General features: G+C 64.0%; 11 protein-coding genes. All 11 read left to right on the forward strand.

From position 1 onward, the window contains the following. The first annotated feature begins 51 nt into the window (after positions 1-51). Positions 52-885 carry a M48 family metallopeptidase gene (locus JJB74_RS05565; protein WP_200590850.1) on the forward strand — a complete coding sequence of 278 codons (834 nt, stop codon included), beginning with the start codon at positions 52-54 and terminating at the stop codon, positions 883-885. A gap of 100 nt (positions 886-985) precedes the next feature. Then, a complete protein-coding gene (leuC, locus tag JJB74_RS05570; RefSeq protein WP_200590851.1) occupies positions 986-2,386 on the forward strand; it encodes a 3-isopropylmalate dehydratase large subunit in 1,401 nt (466 codons plus the stop codon). 16 nt (positions 2,387-2,402) lie between these two features. After that, positions 2,403-3,050, forward strand: a complete 648-nt coding sequence (leuD, locus tag JJB74_RS05575) for a 3-isopropylmalate dehydratase small subunit (protein WP_200590852.1) — start codon at positions 2,403-2,405, stop codon at positions 3,048-3,050. A 19-nt stretch (positions 3,051-3,069) separates the two neighbouring features. Further along, entirely contained in the window at positions 3,070-4,143 is a 1,074-nt protein-coding gene (gene leuB, locus JJB74_RS05580) for a 3-isopropylmalate dehydrogenase (RefSeq protein WP_200590853.1), read from the forward strand. Positions 4,144-4,178: 35 nt separating this feature from the next. Next, the gene (gene asd, locus JJB74_RS05585; RefSeq protein WP_200590854.1) at positions 4,179-5,315 is read left to right on the forward strand and encodes an aspartate-semialdehyde dehydrogenase; all 1,137 of its coding nucleotides are present in this window, start codon (positions 4,179-4,181) and stop codon (positions 5,313-5,315) included. A gap of 228 nt (positions 5,316-5,543) precedes the next feature. Continuing rightward, a complete protein-coding gene (locus JJB74_RS05590; RefSeq protein WP_325170094.1) occupies positions 5,544-8,360 on the forward strand; it encodes a FimV/HubP family polar landmark protein in 2,817 nt (938 codons plus the stop codon). 73 nt (positions 8,361-8,433) lie between these two features. Continuing rightward, the gene (gene truA, locus JJB74_RS05595; RefSeq protein WP_200590856.1) at positions 8,434-9,234 is read left to right on the forward strand and encodes a tRNA pseudouridine(38-40) synthase TruA; all 801 of its coding nucleotides are present in this window, start codon (positions 8,434-8,436) and stop codon (positions 9,232-9,234) included. A 10-nt stretch (positions 9,235-9,244) separates the two neighbouring features. Continuing rightward, a complete protein-coding gene (locus JJB74_RS05600) occupies positions 9,245-9,907 on the forward strand; it encodes a phosphoribosylanthranilate isomerase (protein WP_200590857.1) in 663 nt (220 codons plus the stop codon). 20 nt (positions 9,908-9,927) lie between these two features. Continuing rightward, positions 9,928-11,157: a tryptophan synthase subunit beta gene (trpB, locus tag JJB74_RS05605; RefSeq protein ID WP_200590858.1), complete on the forward strand. Its 1,230-nt coding sequence runs from the start codon at positions 9,928-9,930 to the stop codon at positions 11,155-11,157. A 61-nt stretch (positions 11,158-11,218) separates the two neighbouring features. Continuing rightward, positions 11,219-12,028, forward strand: a complete 810-nt coding sequence (gene trpA / locus JJB74_RS05610; RefSeq protein WP_200590859.1) for a tryptophan synthase subunit alpha — start codon at positions 11,219-11,221, stop codon at positions 12,026-12,028. 127 nt (positions 12,029-12,155) lie between these two features. After that, entirely contained in the window at positions 12,156-13,028 is an 873-nt protein-coding gene (gene accD, locus JJB74_RS05615; protein WP_200590860.1) for an acetyl-CoA carboxylase, carboxyltransferase subunit beta, read from the forward strand. Positions 13,029-13,031 lie beyond the last annotated feature (3 nt).

Genomic DNA, 13,031 nt, shown 5'->3' on the forward strand with positions numbered 1-13,031 from the left:
GCAAATCGCGCTGAAGCTATGCTGTGGGCCCGTTCATTCCACGAGCTCACGATGCGTTCCATCCCGTTCCGGCGCGGCCTGCGCGCCGCCTTCCTCGCCATGCTGCTGCCGGCGCTGTTCGCCTGCGAAACCGTCAACACCACGCAGGGCGGCGCCATCGGCCTGAACCGTCCCCAGCGCATGCTGATTTCCTCGCAGGAGATGGTGCAGGCGGCCAATACCGAATATGCGCAGCTGATTCAGCAGGCGCGGCAGAAGGGCGAGCTGAACCGCAATCCGGCGCAGCTGGCGCGCATACGCAGCATTTCCGAACGACTCATTCCACAGACTGCGGTGTTCCGCCCCGATGCCCGCGGCTGGAATTGGGAGGTCAATGTCCTGAGCGCGCAGGAGGTCAACGCCTGGTGCATGCCGGGCGGCAAGATCGCGGTCTATACCGGCCTGCTCGACAAGATCCAGCCCACGGATGACGAGCTTGCCGCGGTGCTCGGCCACGAGATCGCGCATGCGCTGCGCGAGCATGCGCGCGAGCGCGCGTCCGAGCAGGCGGTCGCGGGCATGGGCATTTCCATTCTTGCCGCGGTCGTCGGCGCCGGCGATGCCGGCCAGAAGGGCATGGAGTACGCCTATCAGGGCCTGCGCGGACTGCCGAATTCACGCTCGCAGGAAACCGAGGCCGACCGCATCGGCGTCGAACTTGCGGCGCGCGCCGGCTACGATCCGCGCGCGGCAATCAGCCTGTGGCAGAAGATGGCGAACGTCGGCGGCGGCGAGCCGATTGCCTTTCTTTCCACCCACCCGAGCGCCGGCGATCGGATGCAGGACTTGTCGGCCTACAGCCAACGGGTGATGCCGCAATACGAGGCGGCGCGGCAGCGGCGTTGAAAGCGGCGGAAGTCCGGAAATCGAACCGCTGCGGTCTATGGCATAATCTACGGCTTCTTTTCGTTGAACCCCTCCGCGCTGCGCGCGCCCCTACCGGATCATGGCAAAGACCCTCTACGACAAACTCTGGGATGCCCACGTCGTTGACACCAGCGACGACGGCACCACGCTCCTCTACATCGATCGCCACCTGCTGCATGAAGTCACCAGCCCGCAGGCGTTCGAGGGTCTGAAACTGGCCGGTCGCGATCCCTGGCGCCGTTCCGCCAACCTGATGGTGGCGGACCACAATGTGCCGACCGCGAACCGCGCCAATGGCATCGACGACCCGATTTCCCGGCTCCAGGTGGAAACCCTGGACGAGAACGCCAAGACCTTCAACCTCACCTATTTCAGCATGCGCGACAAGCGCCAGGGCATCGTCCACGTGATCGGCCCCGAGCAGGGCGCGACGCTGCCGGGCATGACCGTGGTCTGCGGCGACTCGCATACCTCGACCCACGGCGCCTTCGGCTGCCTGGCGCACGGCATCGGCACTTCCGAGGTTGAGCATGTGCTGGCCACGCAGACGCTGCTGCAGAAGAAATCGAAGGCGATGCTGGTGCAGGTCGACGGCGCGTTGCCGGCCGGCGTGACCGCGAAGGATATCGTGCTCGCCGTGATCGGCAAGATCGGCACCGCGGGCGGCACCGGCTATGCGATCGAATTCGCCGGCTCGACCATCCGCGGCCTGTCGATGGAAGGCCGCATGACCATCTGCAACATGGCCATCGAAGCCGGCGCACGCGCCGGCATGATCGGCGTCGACGATGTGACCATCAACTATGTGAAGGGCCGCCCGTTCGCGCCGGTCGGTCCGCACTGGGACCGTGCCGTCGAATACTGGCGCACGTTGCATTCGGATCCGGGCGCGAAGTTCGACCTGGTCGTCACGCTCAATGCCGCCGAGATCAAGCCGCAGGTGACCTGGGGCACGTCGCCGGAGATGGTGGTGCCGGTCGACGCCCGCATTCCGGATCCGGACAAGGAAAAGGATCCGGTGCGCCGCGATGCGATGGAAAAGGCGCTGGCCTACATGGGCCTGGAGCCGAACACCGCGATGCAGGACATCCGCATCGACAAGGTCTTCATCGGCTCCTGCACCAATTCCCGTATCGAGGACCTGCGCGCCGCCGCAGCGGTCGTGCGCGGCAAGCAGCGCGCTTCGAATGTGAAGGTGGCGATGGTGGTGCCGGGTTCTGGCCTGGTGAAGGAGCAGGCCGAACGCGAAGGCCTGGACCGTATCTTCCGCGATGCCGGTTTCGAATGGCGCGAGCCGGGCTGCTCGATGTGCCTGGCGATGAATGCCGACCGGCTGGAGCCGGGCGAGCGCTGCGCATCGACCTCGAACCGCAACTTCGAGGGCCGGCAGGGCGCTGGCGGACGTACCCATCTGGTCAGCCCGGCAATGGCGGCTGCCGCGGGCATTGCCGGCCATTTCGTCGACGTGCGTGCCCTCTGATTCGGAAGCTGAAACCATGGATAAATTTACCCTGCTCGACGGCGTCGTCGCTCCGCTGGACCGGGCCAATGTCGACACCGATGCGATCATCCCGAAGCAATTCCTGAAGTCGATCAAGCGTAGCGGCTTCGGCCCGAACCTGTTCGACGAATGGCGCTATCTCGACCATGGCGAACCGGGTATGGACAATTCGAACCGTCCGCTGAACCCGAACTTCGTGCTGAACGAGCCGCGCTACCATGGCGCGACCATCCTTCTGGCGCGCAAGAACTTCGGCTGCGGTTCCTCCCGTGAGCATGCGCCCTGGGCACTGCAGCAGTACGGTTTCCGCGCCATCATCGCGCCTAGCTTCGCCGACATCTTCTTCAACAACTGCTTCAAGAACGGCCTGCTGCCCATCGTGCTGACCGAAGCGCAGATCGACCGTCTGTTTGACGAAGTCAAAGCGTTTCCAGGCTTCCGCCTGGTCGTGGACCTGGAGCGCCAGGTCGTGACCACGCCGAACGGCAGCGAAGCCTATCCGTTCGAAGTCGATGCCTTCCGCAAGTACTGCCTGCTGAACGGTCTGGACGATATCGGCCTGACGCTGCAGAAATCCGACGCGATCCGCGCTTTTGAAGAACGCCATCTGCGCGAGCAGCCCTGGCTGGCCAATACCATCTGACCGAAACCGAAAGACAAGAATGAAAATCGCAATCCTGCCGGGCGACGGCATCGGCCCGGAGATCGTCGACCAGGCGATCAAGGTGCTCAACGCACTGGATGAAAAATTCGAGATGGAAAGCGCGCCGGTTGGCGGCGCGGGCTATGAAGCGCACGGTCATCCGCTGCCGGAAGGCACGCTGAAACTGGCCAAGGAAGCCGATGCGGTGCTGTTCGGCGCGGTCGGCGACTGGAAATACGACACGCTCGATCGGCCGCTGCGCCCGGAGCAGGCGATTCTCGGCCTGCGCAAGAACCTGCAGCTGTTTGCGAATCTGCGTCCGGCGATCCTGTATCCGGAACTGGCCGGCGCCTCGACGCTGAAGCCGGAAGTCGTGTCCGGCCTGGACATCCTGATCATCCGTGAACTCACCGGCGATATTTACTTCGGCCAGCCGCGCGGCGTGCGCGCCGCACCGGACGGCCCGTTCCAGGGCGCGCGCGAAGGCTTCGACACGATGCGCTATTCCGAGCCGGAAATCCGCCGCATCGCGCATGTCGCCTTCCAGACCGCGCGCAAGCGCGGCAAGCGCCTGACCAGCGTCGACAAGGCCAATGTGCTGGAAACCTTCCAGTTCTGGAAGGACATCGTCACCGACGTGCACAAGGAATACCAGGACGTCGCGCTCGAGCATATGTACGTCGACAACGCGGCGATGCAGCTGGTGCGCGCGCCGAAGAAGTTCGACGTCATCGTCACAGGCAACATGTTCGGCGACATCCTGTCTGACGCCGCCGCGATGCTGACCGGCTCGATCGGCATGCTGCCGTCGGCCTCGCTGGATGCGAACAACAAAGGGCTGTATGAGCCGTCGCACGGCTCGGCGCCAGACATCGCCGGCAAGGGCGTGGCCAATCCGCTGGCCACCATTTTGTCGGCCGCGATGATGCTGCGCTACTCGCTGAATCGCGCCGAACAGGCCGACCGTATCGAAAACGCCGTCAAGAAAGTGCTCGCTTCCGGCCTGCGCACTCCTGACATTCATGAAGAAGGCACGCAGCGCGTAGGCACCACGGAGATGGGCGACGCGGTGGTGCGCGCGCTGGCTTCCTGAGAAGTCGGCTTGTTTAGTTGAACTGGGAAAACAAAATGAAACTCGTGGGATTGGTAGGCTGGCGTGGCATGGTGGGTTCGGTGCTGATGCAGCGCATGCAGCAGGAAGGCGATTTCGCCGAGATCGAACCGGTGTTTTTCTCGACCTCGAACGCGGGCGGCAAGGCCCCGGCGATGGCCAAGAATGAGAGCACGCTGAAAGATGCGAACGACATTGAGGCACTGAAGCGCTGCGACATCATCCTGACCTGCCAGGGCGGCGATTACACCAGCGAGATCTTTCCGAAGCTGCGCGCGGCCGGCTGGAACGGCTACTGGATCGACGCGGCCTCGACGCTGCGCATGAAGGATGACGCCATCATCGTGCTCGATCCGGTCAACCTGGACGTGATCAAGAATGCGCTGTCGCGCGGCGTGAAGAATTACATCGGCGGCAACTGCACCGTGTCCTGCATGCTGATGGGCCTGGGCGGGCTGTTCCAGCACGACCTGGTGGACTGGCTGACCTCGATGACCTACCAGGCCGCATCCGGCGGCGGCGCGCAGCACATGCGCGAGCTGCTGACCCAGTTCGGTTCGATCAACGCGGAAGTCAAGTCGCTGCTCGACGATCCGGCGTCGGCCATCCTCGAAATCGACCGCAAGGTGCTGGCCAAGCAGCACAGCTTCAGCGAAGAGGAAACGAAGCAGTTCGGCGTGCCACTGGCCGGCAACCTGATTCCCTGGATCGACAAGGACCTCGGCAATGGCCAATCGCGCGAAGAGTGGAAGGGCGGCGCCGAGACCAACAAGATTCTCGGTCGCGGTGAAGGCTTTGGCGTGAGCGCCAAGCCGGCGATCGCGGTGGACGGCCTGTGCGTGCGCATCGGCGCCATGCGCTGCCATTCCCAGGCGCTGACCATCAAGCTGAGGAAGGATGTGCCGCTGGACGAAATCAACGACATCCTGGCCAGCAACAACCAATGGGCCAAGGTCGTGCCGAACACCCGTGAAGCATCGATGAAGGATTTGACGCCGGCCGCGGTCACCGGCAGCCTGACGATCCCGGTCGGCCGCCTGCGCAAGATGCAGATGGGTGGCGAGTATCTATCGGCATTCACCGTCGGCGACCAGTTGTTGTGGGGCGCCGCCGAACCGCTGCGCCGCATGCTGCGCATCGTGCTCGATGCTTGACACGCAGCAACTCAGGTCGTAGATTACGTTGCACTGATGCAACGTCAGCCCGCCATGATTTCCCGTCTATCGGAAGCTTGGCGGGCTTGTCACATCCGGGCCCGCCGCTCTTGCTTGCGAGCGTCAGCTTCGTGATGTTAAGGTGAAATTCTCTGTCCAAATGTGAACCGCGCGTTCATGCCTTCCGAAAAGCGCGTCGGAACGCCAACCATGCCGATGAAAAAGACCGTGAAAGCCCATAAGAATCCGCGTTCCCCCGCCTGGAAAGTCCTCGGCGCCGCCGCGGTATCCGCCGCGATCCTGACACAGGCGCATGCCGTCGGACTGGGTCAACTCAATGTTCTTTCCGCGCTCGGACAGCCGCTGCAGGCCGAAATCGAGCTGACATCGATCAGCCGCGACGAGGCAGGTTCACTGGCAGTGAAGCTCGCGTCTCCGGAAGCATTTCGGCAAGCCAATATCGAATACAACCCGGCGCTGCAAAACCTGCGGTTCTCCATCGATCAGCGCGGCAGTCGCGCCGTCGTTAAGGTCACCTCCAGCCAGGCAATCAATGAGCCTTTCGTCGATCTGCTGATTGAAGTCAGCAGCCGCGACAGCCGCCTGGTGCGCGAGTATGTCGTGCTGCTCGATCCGGTCGGCAGCCGCCGTATCCAGTCCGCGGAATCGACGCCTGCGCCGTCGGCCACGACGCCGGCCCAGAACGGGGCGCAGCGGCAAAACCGTTCGGCCTCGTCGCCGGCTCCGGCTCCGGCCCAGGCTGCTTCAGCGCCGGCCGGGCAGGGCGGCGACAGCTACACCGTCAAGCGCGGCGATACCCTGGCCACCATTGCCGGGCAGTTCCGTCGCGAAGGCGTGTCGCTGGACCAAATGCTGGTGGCGATGCAGCGCGCCAATCCGGACGCCTTCCTCGGCAACAACATGAACCGGCTGCGCAGCGGCCAGATCCTGAGCGTGCCTTCGTCCGAATCTGCCCGCGGTGTCGACAATGCCGAAGCGCGTCGCATCGTCGTGGCGCAATCGGCCGATTTCAATGCCTATCGCAACCGCCTCGCGGGCCAGGTCGCCGCCGACGCTGGCGCCAAGGGCGGCGAAAACGGTCAGCTGGCTTCCGGCCGCATCGGCGCGCGCGTGGAAGAGCAACAGAATCCGAATGGCGAAGCACGCGACCGCCTGCAGGTGACCCGTTCCGGCGCCGCACCGTCCGCGGCCGAAACCGAGGACCGCATTGCCAAGGACAAGGCACTCGCGGAAGCGAATTCCCGCGTTGCCGAACTTGAAAAAACCGTCAACGAGTTGCAAAAGCTGCTTGAAATTCGCAACCGTGACCTGGCGGCCCGGCAAAACAACGCAGCGGGTGCCGCTGCATCGGCTGCTCCGGCCGCATCAACGGCGTCCTCCGCATCTCCTGCTCCGGCGGCCCCGGCCGCAACTTCGGCAAACACTGCCGCAGCCGCCGGCGCCGCAGCCTCCGCTGCTCCCGCGGCAACGCCAACGCCGCCAGCCTCCAGCGAAGCGGCCCCGGCTGCGTCCGCGGAGAAGCCGGCTCCTGCCGAGAAGCCCGCGCCTGCCGAAGTGAAACCCAAGCCGGTCGCCAAGCCAGCACCGACGCCAACACCCGCGCCCGAGCCGAGTGTGATGGACAGCCTCGCCGGCAATCCAACCGCTCTTGGCGGCGGCGCGCTGATTCTCGCGCTGTTGGCCGGTCTCGGTATAAGCCGGTCGCGCGCGGCGAAAAAGAAAAAGTTGGCGCTGGCTGCTGCCGAAGCCAAGCAGGAGCGTCAGAATTCCACGCTCAAGGCGAATTCGCTGTTCGGCGCCCCGGGCGCACAGAGCGTTGACACCAGCAACAGCGTGTTCAATTCGCATTTCTCTCCGTCCGCCAGTCAGCTTGATACGAATGAAGTCGATCCGGTGGCGGAAGCCGATGTCTACATCGCTTACGGCCGTGATGCGCAGGCCGAAGAAATCCTGAAGGAAGCGCTGCGCAACCAGCCGGACCGCACCGCGGTGCGTGTCAAGCTGCTCGAGATCTATGCGAACCGCAAGGATCTGCGCGCCTTCGAAAGCATCGCCACCGAGCTGCATGCGATGACGAACGGGCAGGGCGAGGACTGGCAGCAGGCGGCCACGCTCGGCGCCGGGCTCGATCCGACCAACCCCTTGTATGCGTCCGGCAGGCCGGCGCAAGACGAGGCCGCGGCAAGTGGCCTGGCAGGCGCCGCGATTGCAGGAGCGGCGCTGGCTGCAGCGGCCACGGAAGCAAAGAAGCCGGAAGACGATGAATTCAACCTGGATGCGCTGTTGAATACGACGCAGGGCCCGATCGAGCCGGAAGCCCTGGAGCCGCCGCCGGCACAGGAGACGTCCGACCCGACAGACCTTGCGTTGCCTCCATCCTCTGAATTGCCTGAAGTCCCTGAAACGCCGGTGAACGACGCTGCCGATGCGCCGACGACCGATGCTGCGAACGATGTGCCAGCGCATCACGCCGAGGAAGACCAAGCTCAGCAAGCGTCCGAAAAATCTGAACAGGATGGCGAAAACCTGCTCGACTTCGATTTCGACCTCAGCAGCTTTGGCAAGACGCCGCCCGAGGTGCCCGAGTCGGTGGCTGCCGAGGCTGACGAGAACCTGATGGACTTTGATCTCGGCGAGTCAAAGGGAACCGAGAACGAAACCGGGTCGCAGGAGCAGCCGAAAGCCGAAGACGAAGCTGACGCCGATTTCCCGTCGCTCGATGCGAACCCACCGCCGCCCGCCGCGCCGCAGCCGGAAGGCCTCGGCCCGGGCGATTTCGATCTGTCCGACATCAGTCTGGACCTGGATCCGGCCACCGCCAACGGCGCCTCGCTCGACGATGTGCCGGAACTGGGTTCCAGCTACCCGAACGCCGCTGAAATGGCGACCAAGCTCGATCTGGCTTCCGCCTATCAGGAGATCGGTGACCGCGAAGGTGCCCGTGAATTGCTGGAGGAAGTCATCAAGGGCGGTACTGCCGACCAGAGCGAGAAGGCCAAGGCCATGCTGGAAAAGCTGACCTGAGCCGGACAGCGCATTCTTGAACGGGCGGCGGCTGTCGCCCGTTTTCTTTTTTATCAGGACAAAGGCAAACGGTTTGAAACGCATCGCGATCGGCATTCAATATGACGGCGCCTCCTGGCAGGGCTGGCAGACGCAGCCGCACGGCAATACGGTGCAGGACCGCCTGCAGGCGGCGTTGCGTGAATTCGGCCAGCGCGACATCCTCGTCCACTGCGCCGGCCGCACCGATGCCGGCGTGCATGCGCTTGAACAGGTTGCGCATTTCGATACCGATCTGGAGCGGCCGATGCAGTCCTGGGTGCGCGGCGTCAATACCTACCTGCCGCCATCGATTGCGATCAGTTGGGCGCATCCGGTCGGTACGGCTGCCGAAGACGGTTTCCATGCCCGCTTCTCGGCAGTGGCGCGCACTTACCATTACTACCTGTACAACAACCCGGTGCGTTCGCCGCTGTTGCGCGGCCGCGCCGGCTGGGTGTTCCGGCAGCTGGATACAGAGGCGATGCACCGCGCCGCGCAGCACCTGATCGGCGACCATGATTTCTCCGCCTTCCGTGCCGCCGAATGCCAGGCTCTGTCACCGGTGCGCACGATGGAAGCGATACGCATCACGCGCAGCGGCGATCTGCTCCGGGTGTCGCTGACCGCGAACGCTTTTCTGCATCACATGGTGCGCAACATCGTTGGCTCGCTGGTGTATGTCGGCACTGGCAACCGACCGGAATCCTGGATCGCCGAATTGCTGGCCGGACGCGACCGCAGGCAGGCGGCGCCGACCTTCATGCCGGACGGCCTGTATCTGGCAAAAATCGAATACGACCCGATATGGAATCTCCCGCAGCCGGCGATCGCCACGCCGATTCCTTTCTCCTGAGCATGCCGTCATGAATCAACGCACACGAATCAAGCTTTGCGGACTGTCGCAGCCGCAGGACGTTACCGACGCGGTTGCCGCGGGCGCGGATGCGATCGGCCTGGTGTTCTATCCGCCGAGCCCGCGCAGCGTCCCACCGCAGCGGGCGGCCGAGCTGATGCGCGGCCTGTCGCCTTTCGTTGCGGCAGTCGGCCTGTTCGTCAACCCGAGTATCGACGAGGTAAAGGCTGCAGTTGACGCGGCCAACCTGTCGCTGCTGCAATTCCATGGCGACGAAACGCCCGAGCAATGCCACGCGCTTGCGAGTGCGGTGGGCCGGCCGTTTTTGAAGGCTTTCCGGGTGCGCCCGGATACCGCACCCGATGATTTGCTAGAATACGACCGCATTTGCCGCGCCCACGGCCCGCTGTATTCGGCGCTACTGCTGGATACCTGGGTCGACGCCTACGGCGGCGGCGGAAAGGTTTTCGATTGGTCTCTCATCCCAGAAGAACTCGCGCCTCGGGTCGTTTTGAGTGGTGGCTTGAGCGCGCAAAACGTCACTGAGGCGGTGCGTCGCATCCGCCCGTACGCGGTCGATGTCAGCAGCGGCATCGAACGCGCAAAGGGCGTCAAGGACGGCGCAATGATGCGCGCTTTTGTCGACGCGGTGCGCCGCGGCGACGGCTTCTGAACCCGAAAGCAAGGAATCCCATGACTATCCAGACCACCCCGGCCAGCGGCGCGGGTCAATACAATCTGCCCGATGCGCGCGGTCACTTCGGCCCCTACGGCGGCAGCTTCGTGTCGGAAACCCTGACCCATGCATTGAACGAGTTGCGCGCAGCCTATGCGCATTATCAGAACGACCCGGAATTCATGGCCGAATTCCACTATGAGCTCAAGCATTTCGTCGGCCGTCCGAGCCCGGTCTACCATGCCAAGCGCTGGTCCGAGATGCTCGGCGGCGCGCAGATCTACTTCAAGCGCGAAGACCTGAACCACACTGGCGCGCACAAGATCAACAACGTCATTGGCCAGGCACTCCTGGCCAAGCGCATGGGCAAGCCGCGCGTGATCGCCGAAACCGGCGCTGGCCAGCATGGCGTGGCGACCGCGACCATCGCCGCCCGCTTCGGCATGGAGTGCGTGGTCTACATGGGCAGCGAGGATACCCGCCGCCAGGTGCAGAACCTGTACCGCATGGAGCTGCTCGGCGCGAAAGTGGTGCCGGTGGAATCCGGCTCCAAGACCCTGAAGGATGCGCTCAACGAAGCCATGCGCGACTGGGTCACCAACGTCGAAAACACCTTCTACATCATCGGCACCGTCGCCGGCCCGCACCCGTATCCGATGATGGTGCGCGACTTCCAGTCCGTGATCGGTGAAGAGTGCCTGGTGCAAATGCCGGAAATGGTCGGCCGCCAGCCGGATTACGTGCTCGCCTGCATCGGCGGTGGCTCGAATGCGATGGGCATCTTCCATCCGTACATCACGCATGAAGAAGTGCAGCTGATCGGCGTGGAAGCCGCCGGCAATGGCATCGAGACCGGCAAACATTCGGCATCGCTTCTGGCCGGCACGCCGGGCGTGCTGCATGGCAACCGCACCTATCTGCTGCAGGACGAGAATGGCCAGATCATCGAGACGCATTCGGTCTCGGCCGGCCTCGATTACCCGGGTGTGGGCCCGGAGCATGCGTGGCTGAAGGACATCGGTCGGGCGCAGTATGTATCGATCACCGACGACGAGGCGATTGCGGCATTCCATGACAGCTGCCGCATCGAGGGCATCATCCCGGCGCTGGAATCCAGCCACGCGCTGGCCTATGCGGCCAAGCTGGCGCCGACGCTGCCGAAGGACAAGGTCATCCTGGTGAACCTGTCCGGCCGCGGTGACAAGGATATGCACACCGTCGCCGAACGCACCCGCCGCGCGTTGTAATACCAACCCCTTCTTATCCAACGCCGCCGGCAGGACGCCGGCGGCATGACAAGAGACAGCCATGTCCCGTATTCAGTCCCGTTTTGAAACCTTGGCGCAACAGAAGCGCAAGGCGCTGATCGCCTTCGTCACTGCCGGCGATCCCGCGCCCGAACTGACCGTGCCGCTGATGCATGCGCTGGTGGCCGGCGGTGTCGACATCATCGAACTCGGTGTGCCGTTTTCCGATCCGATGGCCGAAGGCCCGGTCATTCAACGCGCCAGCGAACGCGCGCTAGCCCAGGGCATCGGCACCCGCCACGTGCTCGACTTCGTGCGCCAGTTCCGCCTTACTGATACCGAAACCCCAATCGTGCTGATGGGCTATGCGAATCCGATCGAGCGCATGGGGCAGGCGGCCTTTGTCGCGGCGGCGCGCGAGGTCGGCGTCGACGGCACCATCGTGGTCGACTATCCGCCCGAAGAATGCGAGGAATTCGCGCAACTGATGCACGAGGCCGGCATGGATACCATCTTCCTGCTCGCGCCGACGTCGACGCCGGAACGCATCCGGCAGGTGGCGAAGGTCGGCGCCGGCTTCTGCTACTACGTGTCGCTCAAGGGCGTCACCGGCGCCGGGCATATCGATATCGAGGATGTCAGCCGCCGCATCGCCGCGATCCGCGAGCATGTGAAGCTGCCGGTCGGCGTGGGCTTTGGCATCCGCGATGCGCAAACCGCGCAAGCGGTCGCCTCGGTCGCCGACGGCGTGGTCATCGGCAGCCGCATCATCCAGGAAATGGAAGGCGCACCGCGCGAGGAAGCCATCGCCGTCGCGCACACCTTCGTGTCCAGCATTCGACAGGCGCTGGACAGCAAGTTCCAAGCGTAAGCATGTCAAGCCGGTGTAACATGGCGCCTGTCGTCCGCGGCCCACGGCCGCGTTCCCGCAGCGCCGCGCGTTGCACCGCATTCCCGTGCCACCGTAAGCACAACCAAAAACAGGAAAAACAATCGCCATGAGCTGGCTCGAAAAACTGCTGCCGCCGCGCATCCAGCGTTCCGCCGCCGCCAATCGCAAGTCGATCCCGGAAGGGCTCTGGGTCAAATGCCCGTCCTGCGAAGCGGTTCTCTACCGTACCGATCTCGAATCCAACCTCCACGTCTGCCCGAAGTGCAGCCATCACATGCGCATCCGCGCGCGCGAGCGTCTCGATACGCTGCTCGATCCGGAAGGCCGTTATGAAATCGGCCACGAAGCGCTGCCGGTGGATTCGCTGAAATTCAAGGACAGCAAGAAGTATCCGGAGCGCCTGAAGGCAGCAATGGAAGGCACCGGCGAAACCGACGCGCTCATCGTCATGGGCGGCGCGATCATGACGCTGCCGGTCGTGGTGGCCTGCTTCGAATTCGAATTCATGGGCGGCTCGATGGGTTCGGTCGTCGGCGAGCGTTTCGTGCGCGGCGCGCAGGCGGCGCTGGACCAGAAAGTGCCGTTCATCTGCATCACCGCCACCGGCGGCGCGCGCATGCAGGAAGGCTTGCTGTCGCTGATGCAGATGGCCAAGACCACTGCAATGCTGACCAAGCTGTCGGAAAAGAAACTGCCGTTCATCTCGGTGCTGACCGATCCGACCATGGGCGGCGTGTCCGCCTCCTTCGCCTTCATGGGTGACGTGGTGCTTGCCGAGCCGAAGGCGCTGATCGGCTTTGCCGGTCCACGCGTGATCGAGAACACGGTGCGCGAGAAATTGCCGGAAGGCTTCCAGCGCGCCGAATTCCTGCTGCAGAAGGGCGCGATCGACATGATCGTCGACCGCCGCAAGATGCGCGAGGAAATTGCGCGCCTGCTGGCGCTGCTGCAGGACCAGTCGGCCGACGTCCTCGCCTGAGTC

Origin of the sequence: Noviherbaspirillum pedocola, from assembly GCF_016632335.1 — a bacterium.
Classification (GTDB): Bacteria; Pseudomonadota; Gammaproteobacteria; order Burkholderiales; family Burkholderiaceae_D; genus Noviherbaspirillum_A; species Noviherbaspirillum_A pedocola.

Bases quoted from the DNA above. Each gene is read 5' to 3' on its own strand.
- JJB74_RS05565 (WP_200590850.1), top strand. From the start codon at position 52: ATGCGTTCCATCCCGTTCCGGCGCGGCCTGCGCGCCGCCTTCCTCGCC.
- leuC (WP_200590851.1), top strand. From the start codon at position 986: ATGGCAAAGACCCTCTACGACAAACTCTGGGATGCCCACGTCGTTGAC.
- leuD (WP_200590852.1), top strand. From the start codon at position 2,403: ATGGATAAATTTACCCTGCTCGACGGCGTCGTCGCTCCGCTGGACCGG.
- leuB (WP_200590853.1), top strand. From the start codon at position 3,070: ATGAAAATCGCAATCCTGCCGGGCGACGGCATCGGCCCGGAGATCGTC.
- asd (WP_200590854.1), top strand. From the start codon at position 4,179: ATGAAACTCGTGGGATTGGTAGGCTGGCGTGGCATGGTGGGTTCGGTG.
- JJB74_RS05600 (WP_200590857.1), top strand. From the start codon at position 9,245: ATGAATCAACGCACACGAATCAAGCTTTGCGGACTGTCGCAGCCGCAG.
- trpB (WP_200590858.1), top strand. From the start codon at position 9,928: ATGACTATCCAGACCACCCCGGCCAGCGGCGCGGGTCAATACAATCTG.
- trpA (WP_200590859.1), top strand. From the start codon at position 11,219: ATGTCCCGTATTCAGTCCCGTTTTGAAACCTTGGCGCAACAGAAGCGC.
- accD (WP_200590860.1), top strand. From the start codon at position 12,156: ATGAGCTGGCTCGAAAAACTGCTGCCGCCGCGCATCCAGCGTTCCGCC.